Genomic DNA, 23240 nt, shown 5'->3' on the forward strand with positions numbered 1-23240 from the left:
TGGGCGATTTTTGCATTTCAATTTCGACCTCTCGCATGTTAGATAGAATTATACAATGGAGTATAGCCCATAAGCTGATCATCTTCATTTTTATGGCAGCCTGGATAGGTTTTGGAATTTTTGCTTTGGGCAATCTGCCTATAGGCGCTGTGCCTGACGTCACCACGAACCAAGTACAGGTGATCACCACTTCCCGGAATCTTGCGACCGAAGATGTGGAGAAATACTTGACTTATCCGGTGGAGCTGGAAATGGCAAATCTCCCGGGAGTGACCGAAATCCGCTCCGTGTCCAAATTTGGACTTTCGGTAGTTACGATTGTTTTCGAGGATAAAATGGGAACTTATCTTCCGCGTCAACTAATTGCGGAGCGCATCAAAATAGCAGAAGAAAGCATCCCTGCAGGTTTTGGCTCACCGGTAATGGGACCTATTTCCACCGGTCTGGGAGAGATTTTCCAGTATGTGATCGATGTGGAACCGGGCTATGAAAGCGAATACGATATAACTGATCTGCGTACTATTCAAGATTGGGTAGTCAGGAGACAGCTTTCGGGCATAGAAGGGGTGGTGGAAGTAAATACCTGGGGTGGTTTTCTAAAGCAATATGAGGTCGCCATTAATCCTGAGCGATTGAAGGGGATGCAGATCGATATTGCCGAGGTGTATCACGCTTTGGAACAGAATAACTCCATAGCCGGTGGCGGATACATAGAAAAAACCAACGAAAGCTTCTTTATCCGAGGAGAAGGATTGGTGTCGAGCTTGGACGATATAAGGAATATAGTAGTAGAAGTGAGGAATGGAGCTCCTGTATATATCCGTGATATTGCCGAAGTAGGCTTTGGTCATGCGAATAGATTTGGGGCGATCACCGCAAACGGCGAAGGGGAAAAAGTATTGGGACAGGTGATGATGCTGAAAGGAGCGGATTCCAAAGGGACGATTGATCGGGTGAAGGAGAGATTGGAAGAAATGAAGGCCTCTCTTCCTGAGGGTATTGTCATCAATGGATTTTTGGACAGATCTGAATTGATCGGAAGAACGACCTTTACGATTGCCGAAAACCTGATTTTGGGTTGTCTGATCGTGGTTTTTGTGGTGGTGTTACTTCTGGGGAATTTACGTTCTGGATTGGTGGTAGCCTCAGTGATTCCCCTGAGTTTGCTTTTTGCACTCTCCATGATGTACATCTTTGGAGTCGATGCCAATCTGATGAGTTTGGGCGCGATCGACTTTGGGATTATCATCGATGGCGCAGTGATTATTGTAGAGTTTATTGCCTTCCAATTCACCAGAGCAGATCATCAGCTGGCGGGATTGTCTAAGTCGCAAAGGCAGGATAAGAAGGATGAAATTTCCTTTACAGGAGCCTCCAAAATGATGCACTCGGCAGTTTTTGGACAAATCATTATCATCATTGTGTTTATCCCGATTTTATCCCTGACAGGTGTAGAGGGAAAGATGTTTCGCCCGATGGCTGAAGTTTTTTCCTTTGCCTTGATCGGGGCAATGATTTTGGGTCTGACCTATGTTCCGGTAGTTTCAGCATTATTTCTCAAGACCACACCTCCGGGGCCAAAGAATATATCCACAAGAATAATCAATGGGCTAAATAAGATTTACGAACCGGCGATTACCTGGGCATTAGCTCATACTAGGGCGGTGCTGATTACTGCCTTTGGGTTGTTGGTTGGAGCGGTTTTTCTTTTCACTTCGATGGGATCTGAGTTTGTGCCTACCCTGGATGAGGGGGACTTCGTGATTCAGCCTATGTTGAAAACAGGAACTACGCTGACCAACACGGTGGCAACTATCACTGAGATAGAGAAAATCTTAAAAGAATTCCCGGAAGTGAACCAGGTAGTGACCCGAATCGGTGCCGCTGAGATTCCCACAGACCCCATGTCCATGGAGGAGAGTGATGTGATCGTGACATTGAAACCTCGCTCAGAATGGACTACTGTGGAAACCAAGGATGAACTTGCAGATAAATTCAAAGAAGCACTGGAAGTGATCCCTGGAATGGAATACGAATTTACCCAACCTATAGAAATGCGTTTTAATGAATTGATTACCGGTGTACGTGCCGATTTAGCTATCAAAGTGTTTGGTGAGGATCTGGACGTGTTGCTGAAAACAGCTGAGGAAATCGAAGCTGCCATACAGGGCGTAGAAGGTGCTGCGGATATTATATTGGAGAAAGTAGATGGACTTCCCCAGATGAAGATTGAGTACAACCGTGGCAAAATTGCCAAGTTCGGGTTGAATATTTCTGATCTGAACGAGGTCGTGACCATGGGGTTTGCTGGGATGACTGCAGGGACTGTCTTCGAAGGAGAGAAGCAATTTGATTTGGTGGTGAGATTTGCGGAGCCTTTCCGCAAGGACATCAGACATCTGGAGCAGACTTCCATCCAGCTTCCCAATGGAGGCTCAGTGCCGCTTTCTGAGTTGGCAACCATCAGCTACACCAAAGGACCTGCGAAGATCTCCAGGGACAATACCAACCGAAGAGTGGTGATCGGCGTGAATGTAAGAAATCGTGACTTACAGTCTGTGGTAGATGATATTCAGGGAATTATTGCCAGCCAAATTAATCTTCCGGAAGGTTATAGAGTGGACTATGGAGGGCAGTTTGAGAATCTCCAAAAGGCCAGAAACAGGCTGATGATTGCCGTTCCGATTGCCTTATTTCTGATTTTCGTGCTGCTTTATTTTGCATTTTCTTCTACCCGTGACGCACTGATGATTTACTCTGCGATTCCGCTTTCGGCAATAGGAGGAATAGTGCTGCTTTGGATCAGGGATATGCCGTTTAGTATTTCCGCCGGTGTGGGGTTTATTGCTCTTTTTGGTATAGCCGTGCTGAACGGAATCGTGCTGATAGAACATTTCAAATCCATGGAGTCCCATTACATCAACATCAAGGACTTAGTGATAAAAGGTGCAAAGGAACGCTTGAGACCCGTATTGCTTACTGCTTCTGCCGCTGCATTGGGCTTTTTGCCGATGGCAATTTCTAATTCCGCAGGGGCTGAAGTGCAGCGTCCGCTTGCTACTGTGGTTGTGGGAGGATTGATTTCGGCCACGTTACTGACTTTGATTGTGCTTCCGGTGCTCTATGTTTTGTTTAAAACCAAATCCGGACTGTCTTCTTCATCCAAAAAAGTGTTGACCTCCTTGGCGTTATTTTCCATGTGTACTTTTGCTGTGCGGGCACAGGAGTCTCCGCTTACACTGGAGCAAGCTGTAGAGCTGGGATTGGAGAGAAATCTCACAATAAAGGCCGCTGACAAGTCGCTTGAGATGGCCACTGCCAAGGTCGCCCAGGGCTGGAATCTGGACAAGACGAGTGTTTATTATGCGGAGGACAAAAATGACCTCGCCGAAAATGGGATTTACAATAGGAAATGGGGGTTAAGCCAAAGTTTCGCCTTTCCGACGCTTTATGGAGCACAGAAAAACGCCTTGGAAGCTGGTGCAGAAATGCAACTCAGTCAGTTTGAATTGCAGAAGAGAATGCTGGAAGGTGAGATTAGCAAGGGATTTATAACAGTAAAATACTGGCAGGAACTGATCGGGAATTATGGGTATTTGGACTCACTCTATGCTGAATTTACCCGCGCAGCTTCCCGGAAATTTGAAACCGGAGAAAGTAACTATCTGGAGAAATTGACAGCTGAAGGTAAGCGGCAGGAAATCAGTCTCAAGAGTAATGAGGCCAATGAAAACTACCTGATGGCGCTGGATCACTTGAAATTATTGCTGAATTGGGAAGGAGAACTCGTGCTTTCGGAAGAGGATGTTTCACTGGACTCTTCTCTACCCGAAGACTGGGCTATGCATCCCGGTGTGGAATATTATGAAAATGCCGTCAAACAGTCTGCATATCTGATTCAGACTGAAAAGAGAAAACTGCTTCCCGATATAAGTCTAGAGGTATTCCGTGGGACTAATCCCGGAGCAAATGCAAAGATTTATCCAGGGTTTCAGGCGGGGATTTCCGTTCCTCTATTTTTTGGAGCGCAAAAGTCACATATCAAAACCAGCGAATACCAACAGCAAAAAATCCAACTCGAAGCAGAGCAGTATAGGAATCAGCTGGAAAGTCATGCCCAGCAATTGGGACGGCAGTTAGATCAGAATATCCGCGTCATAAATTATTATGAAGCCGAAGGCAAAACGCTTTCGGTTCAAATACTGGAACAAGCCAGGCGATCCTACCAAGAAGGAGAAATTGATTTTCTCCAGTACGTGCAGCTGATAGAGAATTCTAGGACGATTACCCTACAGTACCTGCAAAGCAAATTTGCCTATCAACAAACTATTTTGGACATCAACTACCTTCTGAACTGATGAAGAACTTCCTTATAAAATCAATCCTTAATGCCTCACTTTTGGCGAGCAGTCTTTTGCTCTTTCATTGCAACGGACAAGACACCTCTGAAGCTGTAGAAGTGGAAGCTGGAATATCCTCAGGCCCATTTATAATGGTTTCCCAAAAGCAGTTTGAGACGATGAAGATGGCTTGGGGAAGCCCGAGACTGGAGGAATTCTCGGATGGCCTGTCGGTGCAGGGAATGGTAAAAGTTCCTGTGGAGGGAATCCAGGAGATTTCGGCTTTTTTTGGAGGCTATGTCAGTGGGTTGAATAAGCTGGAAGGGGAATCTGTACGAAAAGGGGAGGTGCTTTTCTATCTGGAAAACCCTGATTTCATCCGGCTTCAGCAGGATTTCCTGGAGACAACTAGCCAATTGGGGTATTTGGAGGCAGAGTATGAGCGCCAAAAGACCCTGTATGGGGAACAGATCTCTGCACAAAAAATCTACTTGAAAGCGGAGGCGGACTATCAGGGATCCAAAGCCAAGGCAGAAAGTTTGAAGCGTCAGTTGGCAATGATCAATATCAATGCAGATCAGTTGAATCCGGAGAATATCCGCTCAAAAGTTCCAGTGCTATCACCCATTGCGGGGTTTGTGGATGGAATCCACTTGGTACAGGGTTCATTTTTGGCTGTTGGAGGAAAGGCCATGACAATCATTAGCAAAGAACACTTACATATAGAATTGGTGATTTTCGAGAAGGATGCGGCGAATGTCCATAAGGGGCAGAGAGTGCAGGTTTCCATTCCTGATCTGCCCGGGAGAACTTTCGAGGCCGAGGTGTTTGTAGTGGGCCAGTCGATCAATACTGAGCGTCAGATCAATGTGCATGCACATATGCTGAATGAAAAAGAAGGGGAAATGCTTGTCCCGGGTATGTTTTTGGAAGCCAAACTGATCCAGGATCCCAAAGAAGCTTGGGTGGTTCCTGTGACTGCTGTGGTGGTATCCGATGGAGAAAGCTATGTGCTGGTGCAGCGGGAAAAAACTGAGAATGGATTCAAATTGGAGAAGGTGGTAGTGAAGACGGATTTGGAAAGTGATGGGATGATAGAGCTATTGCCGAATGAAGTACTTGATGAGAACACGGTTATTTTGACGCGTGGAGGCTTTAATCTGCTGCCTTAGGGGTGCTGTAACCGCGGTGATCACGGAGGTTTCCGCAGAGAACGCAGCTGGTTTATAGTTACGTCGCTGTGCTGCTTCTCCAGAAGCTGCACTTAGCACTTACTTGGCTCCAACAAAATGCAATCTCCTGATTGCTGTTTTGTTAGCTGAAATTGATGAAGATTGAGCGTGCTAAGCCGCTACATTTCCACAGAATTTGGATGTAAAGTATTAGTTGTTACCGGTTTGTCGTCTGATTATAATGCTGAATTTGTCACCGGTCCATCTCTCCCGGTTTCCGTGGAGGTCTTCGATGGCAGCAATAATAAAGTGGCAGATCTGACCAGTCAGGTTACTCAAAAAGCAAACAAGGTGAACATGACTCACCTTGGAAAAGGTACCTATTACTTAAAAGCCATCTTTAGGGGAGGTTTTATAGAGACAAAACGTGTTGTGATAGACTAGATAGGGGACTCCGACGCTATCCCAAAACGCGCGACATAGCTTACCCCCAGCTGCTTACTTTACAACAGGTTTTTGCTTACCACATAGAAGGCGCAAGGGGCATAGAAATTCACTTCCCTTATGGACTTTTTACAAGGGTCAGTGACTCCGTCATTCCAACTAATACTTCTTCCCCTGTTACGTCACTACAGTTCTTTAGCTGTCTATTATAAAAGAAAGTTTAATAAGTTGAGCTGTGGTTATTTTCGCGATGCTCTTTGGTACTAGAGTAGAAAAAATCTAAAAATAGGTTAGCCTTTTTTTTGTTCTCATCAATATATTGTAATATTGCAATGAAACAACAAGCTATGGGAGTCACCAAGACAGATTTATTTACTCAAGAGCAGAATGAGCTGGCACAGATTGCCAAAGTATTCGCACATCCGGCCCGGGTGGCGATTATCCAAATCCTGCTACGATCCAATACCTGTATCAATGGGGATCTGGTTCAAGAGTTGGGCTTGGCACAAGCTACAATCAGCCAACATCTGAGAGAACTCAAGCAAGTGGGTATTATACAAGGGACTATCGAAGGTGTTTCGGTAAGCTATTGCATAAACCCGGTCAGATGGGCGCATATTCAGCAATTGTTCAATGAAGTGTTTGATCAGTTTCAGGCCCCGGATAGTTCCTGTTGCTAATCAGGGATTAAAAAAATTTGTATTCATCTATCGTATTATCGCAATAAACAAATTGAATCATGAAGTTATCAGAAGTGAAAAAGGCATTAGGTCAATTAGACAGCATTGCATTTCAATTACCGGACGGTACTTTGGTCCCTACCCATTTTCACGTCACTGAAGTAGGTAAAATCTCCAAACACTTTATTGACTGTGGAGGGACGGTGAGAACAGAAAATGTGGCAAATTTTCAACTTTGGAATGCGGATGATTACAATCACCGTCTGCACCCGGAAAAGCTGAACAAGATCATAGAACTGTCAGAGAAAGTATTGGGACTGGAAGATCTCGAAGTTGAAGTAGAATATCAGGCGGAAACCATCGGTAAATTCGGGTTAGAATTTGACGGTACTAACTTCCTGCTGACTAGTAAACAGACCGATTGCCTAGCCAAGGACAACTGCGGTATTTCAGAGGGTAAGCAAAAAATAAGTCTGGCGGGTATGTCTGCAAGTGCGAATTCCTGTGGGCCAGGATCAGGATGTTGTTAATCTAACCGGAACCATCTATGAATCTTGCCAATGTAAAATTACTGCCTGGCCTAGCTGCCACTGTGGAACAGGCTAGGTCACAAACTATACCTGAAGAAAGAAAGGAATCGTTGCAGGCCCTGATCGATTATATCCAGTCAAAGCTTGCGGCAGGGGATGATATTAACTTAAACTTTATCTGCACCCACAACTCCAGAAGGAGCCAGTTTTCCCAGATATGGGCACAGACAGCTGCCGATTATTTCGGGGTTCCGGCCAATTGCTATTCAGGGGGAGTCGAAGTGACTGAGTTCAACGGGCGGGCAGTGGAATCCATCAAGCGGAGTGGATTCCGGGTGACCAAAAAAGGGGACGAAAACCCGGTATATTTCATTTTTCACTCAGATGAAGCCGAGCCGATTTCTGCCTTTTCCAAACTCTTCGATGATCCGATCAATAAGGGCCAAAGATTTGCCGCGGTAATGACCTGCGCACATGCGGATGAGAACTGTCCATTTATCCCGGGCACAGGGAGCAGGATACCGGTGAGGTATGAGGATCCCAAAAAGTATGACGGAACTCCTGAGGAAGCGAGCCGCTACGATGAAAGGTCTATGCAGATTGCTTCTGAGATGTTCTATGTTTTCAGTAAAATCAATAAGCCGCAAGTATGAGTGAGTCTAAAAAAAAGTTGGGTTTTCTGGATAAGAATCTGACTTGGTGGATTTTTCTGGCAATGGGTGTGGGAGTAGGAATAGGGTATCTGGTTCCATCCAGCTCTGTTTTTATCAATTCTTTTAGCTCAGGTAGCACGAATGTCCCCATAGCGATAGGACTCATCCTGATGATGTATCCCCCTTTGGCTAAAGTGGATTATAAACTTTTGCCTAAAGTGTTTAAGAATGTGCGGATTCTAAGTATTTCTTTGATTCTAAATTGGATTGTTGGCCCAGTGTTGATGTTTGCGCTGGCACTGATTTTCCTTCAGGGTTATCCTGAATACATGGTGGGACTTATCCTTATTGGGCTGGCACGCTGTATCGCCATGGTATTGGTGTGGAATGATCTCGCAGAGGGGAGCAGCGAATATGGAGCTGGGTTGGTGGCACTGAACAGTGTTTTCCAGGTTTTTATGTACAGCTTTTACGCTTGGCTGTTTATTACTGTCCTTCCCCCGTATTTTGGTTTTGAAGGCGCCATAGTGGATATTTCTATTGGTACTATTGCGGAAAGCGTGGCTATTTATCTTGGCATTCCATTTCTGGCGGGTATTCTTAGCAGAGCGGTCCTGGCCAGGCTAAAAGGAGAAGAATGGTACAAAAATGTATTTATCCCTACCATTTCTCCAATGACGCTCATTGCGTTACTATTTACTATTGTGGTCATGTTCTCGCTCAAAGGCGACCTGATCGTAGAGATACCGATGGATGTCATACGTATTGCCATTCCTCTGCTGATCTATTTCTCACTGATGTTTATCATCGGGTTTTTCTTTAGCAAAGCCATGGGGGCCACGTACGACAAAAATGCAGCTATATCATTTACGGCTGCTGGAAATAACTTTGAACTGGCCATAGCAGTAGCTATTGCGGTATTTGGTCTTGAGTCAGGGCAGGCGTTTACTGGAGTGATAGGTCCATTGGTGGAAGTTCCCGCTTTGATTATTCTGGTGAGGGTTTCCTTTTGGCTGAGAGATAAGTATTATGATCAGCCTTTAAACCAAAAGCCACCCCGTTGAGTTTCCCCGTTTATTGACCACTTCTTATGCACTTGGTGAAAAATAACATCCCCAATTCTCCTGACATACCGTTGTCACTAGTCTGCTTTAGTTTTGAAATATCAAAAAAAGCAATTAGAAAATATGAATGTAATCGTAGGAGCATCTGGGCAAGTAGGATCGCATCTGATCAATGACCTAAAATCCAGTGGAGTAGATGTAAGAGCGGTCGTAAGAAATCCAGAGAAACTTTCGGATAAGACCATTGAAACAAGAACCGCAGATCTGTTCAAGGTAGAAGAGCTGAAAAAAGCATTTGAAGGTGGCACGAGTGTTTTTGTTTTGACACCGGAAAATCCTACCTCCCAGGATATAATTGAGGAAAGCAGGCAGATTGTAGCCAACTACAAGGAGGCTATTCAAGCTACAGGAATCAGGAGAGTTATTGCTTTGTCATGTGTAGGAGCGCATATTGACAGTAATACAGGCAATGTGTTAATGTCAAGGATTTTGGAGCAATCTCTGGATGATCTGGAAATTGAAAAGGTATTTATCAGGCCTTCCTACTATTATAGTAACTGGTTGGGATATCTGGATACTATGGAGCAATACGGTGTATTACCGACGTTTTTTCCTGAGGATCTGGCAATCGAGATGAACTCCCCTGTCGATTTGGCGGAATTTATAGCCAAAATAATGATTGATACCTCGTCTGAGAAGAAAAGAATTTATGAATTGACAGGTCAAAAGTACAGCTCATGCGATGTTGCAGCTGCTTTTTCCAAATTGCTCAATAAAAAAGTATCCCTTCAGCCAATAACTAAAGATAACTGGGTAGAAACGCTTGTCTCTGTAGGTTTTACAGAAAATGCAGCGGATAATCTTTCTGATATGACACAGGCGGTCATAGACAATAGAACAGTGCCAGAACGGCCCGGGAATGCAATAAAACTCCCGACAACATTGGGCGAATATCTGGAAGAGCATCTCAAACGAAAGCCCACTGGAAGTTGATAGGGATAAGTGGGATTAGTTCTCGCTTTGATGCGGGATGGTGGTCATCAGGGGTTAGAACTTCTTTTTAGAATCCTATTGCCATCCTCCTCCCAGGCTCCTATATAGATCTATATTTGCAAGAAGAATTCGCATCTTAAGATCGATTAGATTCAATTCGCTTTCTAATGCATCTCCTTGGGCATTGTTGACTTCCAGATAGTTGGCGAATCCGGTGCGGAACAAAAGAGCTGCATCCATAATTCCTTTTTGTGTGGTTTCTATCCTTTCCTCGGCCAATATGTATTCATTTTCCAGATTTTCGATAGTCACCAAGGCATCGGAGACTTCTTTTACTGCCACTATCAATTTATCCTTGAAGTCCAGCTGTGCTATTTCTCTTCTGGCCAAGGCTTTTTTATGGTTGTTTTTCAGTTTACCATTCATAAATATCGGCTGAAAAAGCGCACCATTAAGTATGGCAAAAGCCGATTCTACCGGATTTGCGAGTTTGCTCAGTTGGTAGGCGTCCATCCCCATTCCTGCATTGATGCTGAGTGAGGGGTATTTCATGGCCTGCGCTACTCCTACCTGGGCATGACTTGCAATGAGTGCATACTCTGAGGAAGCTATATCGGGTCTATTGACAATCAGCTCAAGGGGCACCCCGGTGCTATATTTGTTGTCAAATACCGCGTTTTCCAACTCACTTTCTATTTCCAGTTCTTGTGGGGATCTGCCCAGAAGATAGTTGAGTTTATTCTCCTGGATGGCGTAATTTCGTTTGATCTGGGGGATCAGAGACTGGAATCTCAATTTTTGAGACTTAGTCTGTTGAATAGCAAGTGAAGTGGCTTCCCCTGCATCAAATTGAAGTTCTACTATCCTCAAGGTGTTTTCGTTCAGACGTAGGTTTCTCTCAGCTACCTGCAGTTCGGCTTTAAGCTTTAGTAGTGTGTAATAAGTCGCTGCCACTTCAGCTACCAGTGCTGTCTGCACTGCTTTTTTGAATTCTTCAGTTTGCATGAAGGAAGCGAGTGCCGCATCCTTTTGCCCACGTAACTTTCCCCACAAATCAACTTCCCAGCTGGTAGTGACCAGACTGTAGTAGGACAGGCGTTCAGTATAGAGTGTGGATGGAGGATTGCCATCATGGATGTTACGGGAGCGGTTTGACCCGAAGTTCGCAAAGTTTTGTGAAGCGTATTCTCTACTTAGGCCGAGTGGTGTTACACCCAGGGAAGGATACATATTTGCCTTAGATTGTTTGAAATCCAACCTGGAGATTTCTATGTTTTGAACAGCCCGTTGCATGTCCAAGTTATTTACCAGGGCAGAATCTATGAGAGCGACCAGATTGGGGTCGCCAAAAAAGTCCTCCCATTTGATTTCTACCAATGATTGACCGTTATCCGCTAAAGTATCCCGGTAAGATGAGCCACCATGAAATTCCTCTGAAATATCAAAATTAGGTCTGGAATAAGGTTCACCTACCTTACATCCGGTAGCAGCCAAAAGAATAATAATTACAAGTCGTATAGGATGGAATCTATTCATGGTTAGCATTATGTTCTACGGTTTCCAGATTAAATCTGTCATGTAATGATTGGAAAAGGTAAGCGAGAACGGGTATGATGAATATACCCAGGATTATCCCTGAAAGCATTCCTCCCGCAGTACCTATGCTGACTGATCTGTTGCCCTGAGCGGCTGACCCAACAGAAAACATCAGCGGGATTAATCCTACGGTGAATGCCAGGGAAGTCATGACAATCGCCCGTACCCTCAAAGCACTGGCTTCTAATACAGCATCCAGGACACTGGCTCCCCCACGTCTTTTCTGGGACGCGAATTCAACGATCAAAATTGCATTCTTGGCCAGTAGCCCAATGAGCATCAATATGCCTACCTGTACATAGATATTGTTGTTGATACCTGCCAGATTTATTGCCAAATACACACCAAAGAGACCTGTGGGCAGGGATAGCATTACTCCAAAGGGAAGCCAGAAACTGTTGTATTGTGCGGCAAGGATAAAATAAACCAATACAATGCTTATTATAAATACCATGGTGGCATCGGATCCACTGTTTTTTTCTTCCAGGCTCATTCCAGTCCATTCATAACTGTAATTTGCAGGGAGTTTAGAGGCGATTTCTTCCACCGCTTTCATGGCGTCATTAGTACTATATCCCTCTGCTGGGATAGCACTGATTTTTACTGCTGTATATAGGTTGTACCGCCTGACAAGCTCTGGGCCAAATGCCTGCTCCAAGAATATCAGTGTATTCAAAGGAACCATTTTTCCCTCGTTGTTTTTGACAAAGATTGAGTTGATAGCCTTGATGTCTTCTCGATATTCTATATCCGATTGGGCAAATACTTGATATTGCCTTCCAAAGCGGTTAAAATCCCCAACCCTTCTACGTCCAAAATACCCCTGTATGGTTTTCATCATTTCACTGATGCTCACCCCTAGTTTTTTGGCCTTTTCATAGTCAATGATAATCTTGTACTGGGGATAGTTTACATCGAAAGAAGAAAATGCGTTTTCTATTTCCTTCCTGCTCATCACCTCATTTATAAAATCATTGGCAGCGAGATTGAAGTCACTCAGATCGCCACCCTCCCGGTCCTGCATGACAAATTCCAGCCCACTAAAATCACCGAACCCCTGTACTGTGGGTTTGGGATAAATCCGGATCTTTGCGTCAACCAGTTGAGATGAAAGTTTTGCGGTGATGTCCGCGATCACTTCATCCAAATCCTTTATGCTACCACGCTCTGATATGTCTTTGAGTTTGATATAAGCCATTCCGTAAGAGGTGCTAGCAGCATTGTCCACGATATTGTTGCCGGCGACCGTATTGATACCATCGATGGCAGGGTGGTCTCTAAGTATTGAATCTGCCTGGAGCAGTGCCTCTGTGGTCCTGTGTAGAGATGAGGCAGGTGGCATGGCTAAGGATAGGGTGAGGAAGCTGTCGTCCTCTGTGGGAATGAAGGCCTTCGGGGCCATTCCGGACAGAAATACTGTTGCCGCGGTAATGAGGACAAGAACAGCCAAGGATAACCATTTATGAAGGATGGCCCATTTTGCCATACGAACATATTTTGCCACGAACCGGTCAAAGACCAGATCAAATTTCCTGAGCCCGTTATCCCTGATAGTTTTGACTTTTATAATGAACTTTGAGCCTCCGATATGCTCTAGGATTTTTACTTTTTTCTTTGGACGTACCCTATCCTTGAAAAACAGAATGATCAGTACAGGGCCAAGGGTAAGGGAGATGATAGCAGAAATCACCACCGCAATGATGATCGTATAGGCAAACTCTTGATAAAAAACACCTACTGGGCCACTTAAAAATCCTACAGGGAGGAATACAGCGGAAATAACGACTGTAATGGAAATAATCGCCCCCGTGATCTCATGCATGGCTTCATCCACAGCTTGCCGTGCCCGCATACCATGTTTATGCATTTTTTCGTAGATGGCCTCAATTACCACAATACCGTTATCTACCACTATCCCTATGGACAATACCATGGAAAACATACTGAGCACATTCATGGTACTGCCGATCAGTTGTAAGAAAAAGAACGTTCCCAATAAAGAAATAGGAATGGTGATGGCTGTGATGAAGGTGACTCTGAAATTCTGCAGAAAAATAAAAACTACGAGAAAGACAAGTAAGAAGGCCTCAATAAGTGTTTTGACCACTTGACTCATGGATTCATCGATCTGTTTACGGACACTGTACGAAACGTCATACCTCATCCCTTCAGGAAAAAACCTGGACCGCTCTTCCAATACTGTCCTTACCCGCTCATCAATTTCCTTGGCATTGGACCCACTCATCTGTACGATGTCCATAGTCACACCTGGCATCCCGTCCACCTTGTTGTCACTGGCATAATTGGAAGCTCCAAATTCAAGTCTGGCAACATCCTTCAGCCGAAGTATGGATCCATCATTGGTAGCTTTGATGACAAGGTTTTCATACCGTTCCGGAACACTGAATCTACCCTCATGTCGGATCACTGTTTCAAAGACACCCTGGGAATCTTCTCCGAATTTTCCCGGGGCTGCTTCAAAGCTCTGATCCCGGATCTGCTTGATCACATCATCGGGGGTTAATCCATACAGGGCCATTTTTTCAGGCATCAGCCACACGCGCATTGCATAATCACGTTGTCTGAGGATAGTCGCTTCTGCGATGCCTTCTATACGTTTGAGTTCCCTGCGTATGTCCCTCCTGATGTAGGCCTGTAGAAAAGTCTCATCGTAGGAGGGGTTTTCACTGTAAAAATTAATGGTCATGATGCTGCCTTTAAGCCTTTTCATAACCGATATTCCCGCTTCTACAACTTCCGGTGGGAGAAATTCAGTGACTTCCGATACTCTGTTTTGGATGTTTACAGCAGCGATGTCCGGATTGGTCCCAGGTTTGAAGTAAACGTTGATAGTACCTGTACCGGCATTGGTGGCGGATGAACTGATATAAGTCATTCCCTCTACTCCATTGATGGCTTCCTCTATCGGAAGCAGGACTGAGCCGGCAATAGTCTCAGCATTGCCTCCCGGATATTTGACACTTACATTTACACTTGGGGGGGCAATTTCCGGAAACCGCTCGACGGGAAGGCTTTTTATGCCCATTATCCCGGCCAATATCAAGAGTATGGAAATCACCATTGCCACTACGGGCTGATCTATAATTTTCTTTATCATTGTAGGAAGATTCTAATGCTGGGTTTCATTGATCAGTATTCAGTGAAAAACTACTGAGGAATGCTGTTTCGGGATATTGGGTTGACCTTTATGCCATTGGCCAGCTTGTCAAGTCCAGAGATGATGATTCTGTCGTTTGCCGTCAGAGAGTTGTTTTTTACGATATAATTGTTTCCTGATATCCCTTCGATTTCAATCTCTTTCCGCTCCGCGGTATTGTCTTCTTTCAGCACGAACACAAATTTCTTGTCCTGTATGGATACAGTCGCTCCCTGTGGTATCATTACCGCTTTCGCATATATCTGTTCCATCAGTATTTTTCCGGTGTTCCCCAGTCTGAGAAGGGTGTCAGGGTTTTTAAACTTCGCACGAAGGGATATTGATCCTGTAGCCCTGTCGATTTGCCCAGAGGTGGCGTCCACTATGCCTGGATGATCATAGATAGAGCCATCGGCAAGAACCAGCTTTACGTTGGGGTTCATCTTCATCGATTGGTAGGTGGTGTCCTTTTTCATCCGCTGATAGAGAAGATAATCGGATTCACTCATTGAAAAGTACACGTACACGTCATTTACATTGGATAATACAGTCAAGGGTTCGGAATCTGTTTGCTTGACCACATTGCCTACGGACTTGGGAAATCTCCCGACAAATCCACTTACAGGGGCTTTAATAGTAGTAAACTCCAACTTGATCTTCATGTTTGCCTCCGCGGCTCTTGCTTTCTCCAGAGATGCCTGGGCGACTTCATAATCTGCCTGGGCTGTTTTTTGCTGGACTTCAGAGATGACTGCATTCTCAATGAGAGGCTGAAGGCGATCAAGCTCCGTTTTTGCTTTTCGAAGCTTGGCCTCTTCCAGTTGTACATTTGCCCGGGCGTTTCTCAGGTCCTCTAGATAGGGCTGTTGGTTGATGTCCAAAAGAGGCTGGCCTTTCTTCACATACTGCCCTTCATCTACGTGGAACTTTTCCAGGATCCCATCCACTTGAGGCCGGATTTCCACATCTTCTGTTCCTTCGATAGAGCCTAGATATTGAAAAGGAACAGCCGCTATCTGCTCTTTTAAAGTAATATATGGAAGCGTAAGGCCTTCATCTTCGACCTCTTTTTCATTACAAAAGCTCATGGACACGGCTAGCAGTAAGATGGGGAAGAGTCTTAATCTTCTGTTGACCAGAGGTTTGTTTGGAAGGAAGTTCATAAAATCGGGTAGCATAAAATCAAATAAGTTAATCTTCGTTTGAACTCATAGGAGACAGGAATGTTTGAAACCGCAAAACTAATTAGGTGTGCTTTGACTTACTTTGTTTGCATATTAGAACACACAAAGTGATTTTTTCAAACACTTAATCAGCAGTTTATCGTTTTCTCCTCATCCGCCAATATACTGTTTGGCTAAGTAATTTCCGGCAAGTTTGGGTTTTTGTGTTGGGATTTATCAGGTTAATCTTCCTTCTTTCATTTACCTGTGGAAGGAAAGAAAGGGGACAATCTGGAATCCGAAGTCCCATTCTCCTAATATGGTGCCACCGCTGCACTGGCTTTCCATAATGACCTATTTTATAGTGCTGTTTGCCTTTAAGCTAGGGCTGTAGGGCTTTTTGTTTAGGTTTATTGGTAAAGTGTAGTAGTTGACTTACGAGGTTGTCAGTTGGGGAAAAAAAATGTGTTCAAGGTGAAAAAGGGGCTTTACGTGCTGTGTTATTAGTTTAGGAAAAGCCTTTTACGGCTTCTATTGAATCGATGAATATCTAATTGGCGCAGTCCAGGCTTCTTTCAACGTCCTCTTTTTCTAAATTTTTGTTAACGGTGAAAGGGGGCTCAGAGGGTTTCCTGGCTCACATGGCAGTTATGGGAAAATATTGGGGAAAGATGGTGATAAAATGGGCAGTTTAACAACGCCCATAAGCCCGATGTGGGGAGCTCCTGCCTTAATCTCCGACACAGCCTGCTAATTTTGGGCAACAATCCCACGGAAAAATCATACAGAGGGATGCTGAAAAAGTAAAAAAGGCACTTAGCTCAGCCCTTTCACTTTCGGATGAGGAAATGTCTGTGATCGAATTTGAAGATTTGACTAGTTAAAACCAGTTTGTGGTTGATCTGCTCAAAAGAGCAATAGTAGAAATTAATAGAGGGTGGCGATGAAATACCTGAATTTTATATTTGTAAATAGCGTTATACATACTTACCCTGTCTTTTACTCCGCAAAATGAAACTTTACATTAAATACATGGTCAGTTTGCGCTGCAAAATGATGGTTAAGGAAGAACTTCAAAACCTTGGGATCCACAAGATGGTGGTGGATTTAGGGATGGTGGAGGTTTTGGAAGAGCTAAGTGCAGAGCAGAGGCAAAGGCTCAAAATCAATCTAAGTAAGTCAGGACTGGAGCTTTTGGAAGATAAGAAAAGTATAATCATTGAGAAGATTAAAAATATCATCATAGAGATGATCCACTATTCCGAGAATCTTCCCAAAGTAAATTATTCGGAATACATCAGTGAGCATCTAGGCTATGATTATACTTATCTGGCCAATATTTTTTCTGAAGTTAAGGGGATAACCATTCGGCAATTCATCATTCTTCATAAGATCGAAAAGGTCAAGGAGCTGCTGATCTATGATGAGCTAAATCTTACCGAGATTTCCTATAAATTACATTACAGTAGCGTGGCACACTTGTCCAACCAATTCAAGAAAATCACTGGATTGACCCCTACTTTTTATAAAAACCTCAAGAATAAGAGAAAGCAAAATTTGGAATCTATTTGAGCTATGATTCTAGGGGTAAAGGTGTTTATTATTCTTGCCTTAAGCTTGGATGTGGGATTTGTGTAACCATCCCTCAGAATTATGTAACACATCTCCCGTATCAAATGCGAAATTTGGAATAGGTCATAAAAAGAGCGTCTTTCTGACTCAGTGACAATAGGGATAAAAACTCCATTGAAATCCCAGTGGAAAATGAAAAGTCATTTCCCAAGAATAGGGGGATCGCATTTAATCCCTCAACAGAATCACCCTTTGTTTTCCCTCAATGGGCCACCAAGATTTCGAGAAAGTCCTGCGTCAATTCTCTTGTGTAAGCAGTGGAATACGTCTTTGGCTCTGTAGTGACAAGGACTTTAATGAATCAAAATACCGGCACAGCCACTCTTTCCTCCTTTGACACTGGAGAGGTTCAGACCTCCACCTATTACCCGTATGACCGCCTCATACATATAGTAGCTGGAGAGGCAACTATCCATGTGGATGAACTATCGAATATTGTAAAAACGGGCGAGATCCTCATTGTGCCAGCGCATGTGAAGCATTGGATCAAAGCCAATAAAAGATTCAAGATGCTCTAAACAATTATCAAAAGTGGTTATGAGGATATCAGTATCTAAGGATAATAAGCGATGATTATGGAAGAAACCGAAGTAACGAAATTTAAAGCTGGGCTAGCGGTCTATGCCAAAGTAGCCCCCGAGGTCAAATTGATCATTCGTAGGTATTATAAAGGGATCTACTACTGCAAGTTTGCAGATGATCCGGAGAAAAAGGAACAAGCCCTTTTCGAACGAGAGATCATTGAACTGGGAAATTCAAACACCACTAAATAATTAAACTGAAATGATAATCAATAGAAGTTGGAGAGAGCAAAAAATCATGCTCAAACGAAGATTTGCCATATTAATGGATATGGACTTTGAATATGCAGAGGGACAAAGAGAAAAGATGATGGAAAGACTTTCCCAGAAACTGAAGAAAAGCCGCTCTGAGCTGGATATGCTTTTTGAAGAGCTACAGACTTATTGAATTCCTGCAACTATATCATAACTATTGTGTCCGCAATGGTTGTCTAAGAATAATTAAACTGAAGCGGGGCGGAGATGAATTTGAGCTGGCATAAGGCAAGCAGGCTTATTTGAGGCAAAGGTGCCTACTTAGGTATGGCATCATAGCAGTGGAAAGCGGCACACCGTTAGAAGAATATATGGTTGGACGAAGCCTTGGATGGCAGTTACAACCCTAATGAAGCTTAAAAATTTGATACTTATGGGGTGGGGAAATGGAATCTCCCTTGTGCGGGACAATTCTTGCCAACTAAAAACCACAAATAAATTAAATCGAGCCTTCTGGACAGGCTGGGATTCCCTACCTACGGCAGGTGGCCATATGGCCACTGAAAAACAAGTATAAATATGAAATCGAGCATGTCGAATGCGACACACAAAGGGATGATTATTCCCCGGGCGAGATTCTATGCGACCATTGAAAAACAATTATAAACACATGAAAAGTATAAGATTCGATAAGTCCGGTAAAGCTGAATTTTCCACCACCCTGCACAGTAGGGTCAATGATTATTTCAGGAAAAACCGCAAAAATAAATATGGGGATAGTAGAATGGTCTATAAGAGCATTTTTATGCTATCTGTTTTCTTCATTCCCTTAGTCTTTATCTGCTCAGGATTAGTGGCCAGTGCCTCTTTCTTATTCGGCCTGTATATCCTCAGTGGATTGGGAATGGCAGGAGTGGGTATGGGGGTGATGCATGATGCCATTCATGGGTCTTACTCTAAAAAGCCTACAATCAACAAGTATCTGGGCTATAGTATGAATCTCATCGGCGCCAATGCAAGTGTCTGGAGAATACAGCATAATGTGCTTCACCATACCTATACCAATATTGATCATGGGGATGATGATATCAATGCGCCTTTTTTCCTGAGATTTTCCCCGAATGCCAAGCGTTATTGGATCCATAGGTTCCAATACTTATATATCTGGTTTTTCTATGGACTATCTACCATATCATGGATTACTACAAAGGATTTTGTCAGAGCTATACGCTATAAAAAAATGGGGTTTTTCAAGAAGGAGGGAGAATTCAGGAAGCAACTTGTAAAAATCGCCAGTTGGAAAGCACTGTATTACACCTATGCACTGATCATTCCATTAATGATGGTCCCACTTCCAGCCTACATAGTCGTGTTGGCCTTTTTAAGTATGCATTTCGTTACGGGGATCTGTATTAGTCTAGTCTTCCAGACAGCGCATATACTTTCAGATACATCCTTTCCACAGCCTGATAACAAAGGCTTGATTGACAATGAATGGATTGCCCATCAATTGGCTACCACCAGTAATTACGCTCCTAAAAGCAGGCTGTTTTCTTGGCTTATCGGCGGGTTGAACTTTCAGGTAGAGCATCATTTATTTCCTAATATTTGCCATATCCACTACAGGAGAATTTCCAAAATCGTAGCGGAAACAGCTCGTGAATTCAAAGTTCCATACCTTGTAAAGAGCACATTTCTGACTGCTCTCCAGGACCATGTAAAGATGCTTAGGCAACTAGGAAGGGTATAGGGTTAATCCTCATCTTATTAATATCAGTCATTTTCTTGTCCTGGCCGTGGCGGCTTCTGGGCCTGGAAAGATCTTAAGCCCCAAAACCGTACGACGTCAGATTCTGGTACCTAAGCTGGTGTGGGCCATCAGCAACGCACTTAATAGAAAAGACAATTCTTGATGAAAAGCCAGACAAGACATGTTTTTTTAATGGATTCTATAGTGCATATTGTACGCAAATTTTCACTATGAAGAAGATCCTCGTTAAACCCTCGGCACAGTTCAGGAAGAATACTACTTCTGCTGTTTTATCCATTTTCTTATTTATCCTTGTTTATTTTTTAATGGTGATAGCCGCATTTGGGATTCTAGGATTATGTGTGTTAGGAGCGGTGGGATTGATCTCCTTCTATTTTAATTTCCCTTTATTGATGTTGTCATTTGGCATAGTCAGCTTGGGGGTTTTAATAGTGCTTTTCCTCTTTAAATTTTTGTTTAAAAGTTTCAAATCAGACCGCTCTCATCTCGTAGAGCTTGATCTGGATTCACAACCTAAACTTAAGACACTCCTAGAGGATATTGTAATGCAGGTGGGAACTCAATTTCCCAAGCGGGTTTATCTATCAAATGAGGTAAATGCTTCGGTGTTTTATGATTCAAATCTCCTCAGCATGATCTTTCCTACCCGGAAGAACCTCACTATAGGAATGGGCTTGGTGAATACCCTGAATCTCGAAGAATTCAAGGCGGTTTTGGCCCACGAATTCGGACACTTTTCCCAGCGTTCCATGAAAGTCGGGAGCTATGTGTATTATGTGAATGAAGTGATTTACAATCTTCTCTATGAGAACGATTCTTACCAATCACTTGCATCCAAATGGGCAGATATTAGCGGATATTTTTCCATTTTCGTGGGACTAGCTTTTAAAGTAGCCCAAGGTGCCCAATGGATCTTAAAAGGGATGTATTCGGTAGTCAATAAAAATTTCATGGCATTGTCCAGGGAAATGGAATTTCATGCCGATGAAATAGCCGCCAACGTCACCGGAGGAGATCCTTTGGCTGATTCATTCAGTAAATTTGGGCCTGCGAGTTATGCGCTCCAGGATGTTTTTAATTACTATGACGGTGAACTCCAGTATAATAGAATCCCTAAGAATATTTACACTAATCACCGCTTCGTTATGAATTTTTTAGCGTCTCAGAAGAGGGAAGGTTTTGTAAATATTCAATCTGATCTGGTGGTGAAAGATCAGTGGGCCTCTCACCCTTCTGATGAGGATAGAATACAACGCCTGAAATTGCTGGGAATACCTACAAAAAACCAGGACTCTGCTCCGGCATCATCCTGTTTTACAGCTATTGCTGATCTGGAGGCATTGTTAACTTCCAAGCTGCTAAGCAACTTTACGCTCACAGGCGAAGTGGAAGCAATAAGGGAGGAGAAATTTGAAGAAGACTATCAGCGCACTTACTTAAAGTTTTCCTTCCCGAAAATCTTCAACGGATACTATGATTATAGAAACCCATCCCCACTAGATAAAGAAACGGCTATAACCGAAAAGGAATTCGGTTCATTTGAAAAGCTGTTTAGTAGCGAAGTTGTTTCATGGGTAAGTCAACTGGTCACTTCGGAATCGGATCTAGCTACTGTTTCCCAGATAGCTGATGGTAGTTACGTGATCAAGTCATTTGATTATAGGGGGAAGCGTTATAAGAAAAGCGAGGCAAGATCTGTCATGAAATTGATTAAAGAAAGGATAGCTACTCTCAAAAACCAGTTAGCTATTCATGATCAAAAGATCTTCAGTTTTTTTGCCCATAGGGAAAGGGAGCTTCATAAGCCGCCTTTGTTAGAAGGATATTATGCCGGGTTGGTCAATCTGGATAAAGAGCAGTCAGAAAACCAGAAATTGATCAGTGAATTAAATGCCAGACTTGAGTTTACGTCCTATAATACCCCTTTTGTGAAAATCAAATCTAATTTCAGGGAGATTAAAAAAGATGAGGCAAAACTTAAGGAGAAAATAAACAGCCTATTGGAAGATAATAGATTTGAGAAGCTACTGTCAGCTGAATTGGTCGGGATTTTTGAACAATATATTTCTAAAGAATGGGAGTATTTTGGGAATGAAATCTATTATCAGGATAATCTCAATCTTTTACTAAATTCGTTGGAAGGTTTTTCAAACCTACAAAGCATGATGGGGTTCATGATGAAGAAGGGAATGCTGGAATATCAGGAATCACTGCTTGACTTTGCGGAACTATCTGCTGGCCCAATTTCCTCAGAAACCCTCAATTTGATCCCAGCAGAAATCCCAAAGCCTATGGAAAATGGAAGTATAGATGCCATAGGGTAGGAAGAAGTTACAAATGGAACCTCAGGATCTTGTTAAAGGTTGGAAAATTATATTATCCTGGAAAGTATCCAAGTAAACTATGAAATGCGATATATCCAATATCTGGTTAGAGGATCAAGGTCAGCTTAAAGGTTATATAAGTAAGTGGGTGCGCACTAGAAAAGATGTGGATGATGTTTTGCTGGGGAAGTCGCCAAGTTTGCTAAGGATTAAATAAGCGTGCTTCAAATTAGCCACAGATTGCATTGAAGATTGTAACTATTATGAATGATTCTGCTAAAAAAATCTTCTTGGTTTCCGGTGCTTCAGGCACAGTAGGAAAGGAAGTGGTAAGAGAACTCCAAAAGGGAAACTCTAAAGTCAGGGTGTTGACTAGAGACGCAAACAAAACGGAATTCCCAAAAGACGTAGAAGTAGTCACTGGAGATTTAACTGACACTGAAAGTCTTGAAAAAGCATTTGAGGGAGTGTATGCGGCACACCTCATATCTATAGGGGATGATAAATATACTCCCCTATCCAACGGTAAATCCATAGTCCAGGCGTTGCAAAAATCCGGCGCCAAACGGATAACTGTACTTTGGAACGGGGAAGGCAATGAAAGTACATTGGAAAAAGAAGTGAAGAACAGTGAACTACATTGGACGATCCTACAGCCTCAGGAATACATGGCAAACGCATTGGGCTGGGTGGAATCCATTCACAAAACCAAAGAAGTTAAGGAACCTTTTGGAGATAGACCGACTGCTGCCATTCATGAAAATGATGTTGGAAATGTGATTGCCACGATTTTGTCAGACACAGGACGAAGTCACCATGAAAAAATATACACGCTGACAGGCCCGAAAATACTTACCCCACGCAAACAAGTAGAGCAAATAGCCCATGCGCTTGGGCAGAAAATAGTTTTTCAAGAACTCAATGAAGAGCAAACCAGAAGCCGAT

The 23240-nt window shown here is 43.3% G+C and carries 18 protein-coding genes; 15 read left to right on the forward strand and 3 right to left on the reverse strand.

Annotated features, from left to right (window positions below; genetic code table 11):
• The first annotated feature begins 35 nt into the window (after window positions 1-35).
• The 8 genes from LZF95_RS14445 to LZF95_RS14480 all read left to right on the forward strand — a co-directional run bounded on the left by LZF95_RS14445 (window position 36) and on the right by LZF95_RS14480 (window position 9876).
• Window positions 36-4358, forward strand: a complete 4323-nt coding sequence (locus LZF95_RS14445) for a CusA/CzcA family heavy metal efflux RND transporter (RefSeq protein WP_233755801.1) — start codon at window positions 36-38, stop codon at window positions 4356-4358.
• A complete protein-coding gene (locus tag LZF95_RS14450; protein ID WP_233755802.1) occupies window positions 4358-5512 on the forward strand; it encodes an efflux RND transporter periplasmic adaptor subunit in 1155 nt (384 codons plus the stop codon). Before LZF95_RS14445 ends, LZF95_RS14450 begins: the two co-directional genes overlap by 1 nt.
• Before the next feature lie 162 nt (window positions 5513-5674).
• Window positions 5675-5956: a T9SS type A sorting domain-containing protein gene (locus LZF95_RS14455; RefSeq protein WP_233755803.1), complete on the forward strand. Its 282-nt coding sequence runs from the start codon at window positions 5675-5677 to the stop codon at window positions 5954-5956.
• 347 nt (window positions 5957-6303) lie between these two features.
• Entirely contained in the window at window positions 6304-6636 is a 333-nt protein-coding gene (locus LZF95_RS14460; RefSeq protein ID WP_233755819.1) for a helix-turn-helix transcriptional regulator, read from the forward strand.
• Between the two features lie 59 nt (window positions 6637-6695).
• Complete coding sequence (locus LZF95_RS14465) at window positions 6696-7166, forward strand: DUF6428 family protein (RefSeq protein ID WP_233755804.1); 471 nt, start codon at window positions 6696-6698, stop codon at window positions 7164-7166.
• Window positions 7167-7183: 17 nt separating this feature from the next.
• Window positions 7184-7819 (forward strand): protein-tyrosine-phosphatase, encoded by a 636-nt coding sequence (locus LZF95_RS14470; protein ID WP_233755805.1) that lies wholly within the window; start codon window positions 7184-7186, stop codon window positions 7817-7819.
• Window positions 7816-8883 carry an ACR3 family arsenite efflux transporter gene (gene arsB, locus LZF95_RS14475; protein WP_233755806.1) on the forward strand — a complete coding sequence of 356 codons (1068 nt, stop codon included), beginning with the start codon at window positions 7816-7818 and terminating at the stop codon, window positions 8881-8883. Before LZF95_RS14470 ends, arsB begins: the two co-directional genes overlap by 4 nt.
• A 123-nt stretch (window positions 8884-9006) precedes the next feature.
• Window positions 9007-9876, forward strand: coding sequence for an NmrA family NAD(P)-binding protein (locus LZF95_RS14480; RefSeq protein WP_233755807.1), 870 nt, complete (start codon window positions 9007-9009; stop codon window positions 9874-9876).
• 75 nt (window positions 9877-9951) lie between these two features.
• Here LZF95_RS14480 and LZF95_RS14485 read toward each other — a convergent pair whose 3' ends face one another.
• The 3 genes from LZF95_RS14485 to LZF95_RS14495 are packed head-to-tail and all read right to left on the reverse strand — an operon-like array spanning window position 9952 to window position 15792.
• The gene (locus tag LZF95_RS14485; protein WP_233755808.1) at window positions 9952-11412 is read right to left on the reverse strand and encodes an efflux transporter outer membrane subunit; all 1461 of its coding nucleotides are present in this window, start codon (window positions 11410-11412) and stop codon (window positions 9952-9954) included.
• Window positions 11405-14590: an efflux RND transporter permease subunit gene (locus LZF95_RS14490; RefSeq protein WP_233755809.1), complete on the reverse strand. Its 3186-nt coding sequence runs from the start codon at window positions 14588-14590 to the stop codon at window positions 11405-11407. The genes LZF95_RS14485 and LZF95_RS14490 overlap by 8 nt, the downstream gene beginning before the upstream one ends.
• A 50-nt stretch (window positions 14591-14640) precedes the next feature.
• Complete coding sequence (locus LZF95_RS14495; RefSeq protein WP_233755810.1) at window positions 14641-15792, reverse strand: efflux RND transporter periplasmic adaptor subunit; 1152 nt, start codon at window positions 15790-15792, stop codon at window positions 14641-14643.
• Between the two features lie 1011 nt (window positions 15793-16803).
• On the opposite strand from LZF95_RS14495, the gene LZF95_RS14500 reads away from it, so the two are divergent.
• From LZF95_RS14500 to LZF95_RS14530, 7 genes are all read left to right on the forward strand, one after another.
• Window positions 16804-17364 (forward strand): AraC family transcriptional regulator, encoded by a 561-nt coding sequence (locus tag LZF95_RS14500; protein ID WP_233755811.1) that lies wholly within the window; start codon window positions 16804-16806, stop codon window positions 17362-17364.
• Between the two features lie 356 nt (window positions 17365-17720).
• Window positions 17721-17942, forward strand: a complete 222-nt coding sequence (locus LZF95_RS14505; protein ID WP_233755812.1) for a cupin domain-containing protein — start codon at window positions 17721-17723, stop codon at window positions 17940-17942.
• Between the two features lie 57 nt (window positions 17943-17999).
• On the forward strand, window positions 18000-18197 hold the full coding sequence (locus tag LZF95_RS14510; RefSeq protein ID WP_233755813.1) for a hypothetical protein: 198 nt from the start codon (window positions 18000-18002) through the stop codon (window positions 18195-18197).
• 10 nt (window positions 18198-18207) lie between these two features.
• Window positions 18208-18393: a hypothetical protein gene (locus LZF95_RS14515; RefSeq protein ID WP_233755814.1), complete on the forward strand. Its 186-nt coding sequence runs from the start codon at window positions 18208-18210 to the stop codon at window positions 18391-18393.
• Between the two features lie 477 nt (window positions 18394-18870).
• Complete coding sequence (locus LZF95_RS14520; protein WP_233755815.1) at window positions 18871-19950, forward strand: acyl-CoA desaturase; 1080 nt, start codon at window positions 18871-18873, stop codon at window positions 19948-19950.
• A gap of 230 nt (window positions 19951-20180) precedes the next feature.
• Window positions 20181-22295 (forward strand): M48 family metalloprotease, encoded by a 2115-nt coding sequence (locus tag LZF95_RS14525; protein WP_233755816.1) that lies wholly within the window; start codon window positions 20181-20183, stop codon window positions 22293-22295.
• 263 nt (window positions 22296-22558) lie between these two features.
• Window positions 22559-23240, forward strand: a 682-nt coding sequence (locus LZF95_RS14530) for an SDR family oxidoreductase (protein ID WP_233755817.1), incomplete at its 3' end; no start/stop codon positions are given.

The organism is Algoriphagus sp. AGSA1 (assembly GCF_021390545.1).
GTDB lineage: Bacteria > Bacteroidota > Bacteroidia > Cytophagales > Cyclobacteriaceae > Algoriphagus.

Bases quoted from the DNA above. Each gene is read 5' to 3' on its own strand.
- LZF95_RS14480 (WP_233755807.1), top strand. From the start codon at position 9,007: ATGAATGTAATCGTAGGAGCATCTGGGCAAGTAGGATCGCATCTGATC.
- LZF95_RS14445 (WP_233755801.1), top strand. From the start codon at position 36: ATGTTAGATAGAATTATACAATGGAGTATAGCCCATAAGCTGATCATC.
- LZF95_RS14465 (WP_233755804.1), top strand. From the start codon at position 6,696: ATGAAGTTATCAGAAGTGAAAAAGGCATTAGGTCAATTAGACAGCATT.
- LZF95_RS14460 (WP_233755819.1), top strand. From the start codon at position 6,304: ATGGGAGTCACCAAGACAGATTTATTTACTCAAGAGCAGAATGAGCTG.
- LZF95_RS14520 (WP_233755815.1), top strand. From the start codon at position 18,871: ATGAAAAGTATAAGATTCGATAAGTCCGGTAAAGCTGAATTTTCCACC.
- LZF95_RS14485 (WP_233755808.1), bottom strand. From the start codon at position 11,412: ATGAATAGATTCCATCCTATACGACTTGTAATTATTATTCTTTTGGCT.
- LZF95_RS14500 (WP_233755811.1), top strand. From the start codon at position 16,804: ATGAAACTTTACATTAAATACATGGTCAGTTTGCGCTGCAAAATGATG.
- LZF95_RS14490 (WP_233755809.1), bottom strand. From the start codon at position 14,590: ATGATAAAGAAAATTATAGATCAGCCCGTAGTGGCAATGGTGATTTCC.
- LZF95_RS14505 (WP_233755812.1), top strand. From the start codon at position 17,721: ATGAATCAAAATACCGGCACAGCCACTCTTTCCTCCTTTGACACTGGA.
- LZF95_RS14525 (WP_233755816.1), top strand. From the start codon at position 20,181: ATGAAGAAGATCCTCGTTAAACCCTCGGCACAGTTCAGGAAGAATACT.
- LZF95_RS14515 (WP_233755814.1), top strand. From the start codon at position 18,208: ATGATAATCAATAGAAGTTGGAGAGAGCAAAAAATCATGCTCAAACGA.
- LZF95_RS14510 (WP_233755813.1), top strand. From the start codon at position 18,000: ATGGAAGAAACCGAAGTAACGAAATTTAAAGCTGGGCTAGCGGTCTAT.
- arsB (WP_233755806.1), top strand. From the start codon at position 7,816: ATGAGTGAGTCTAAAAAAAAGTTGGGTTTTCTGGATAAGAATCTGACT.
- LZF95_RS14450 (WP_233755802.1), top strand. From the start codon at position 4,358: ATGAAGAACTTCCTTATAAAATCAATCCTTAATGCCTCACTTTTGGCG.
- LZF95_RS14495 (WP_233755810.1), bottom strand. From the start codon at position 15,792: ATGAACTTCCTTCCAAACAAACCTCTGGTCAACAGAAGATTAAGACTC.
- LZF95_RS14470 (WP_233755805.1), top strand. From the start codon at position 7,184: ATGAATCTTGCCAATGTAAAATTACTGCCTGGCCTAGCTGCCACTGTG.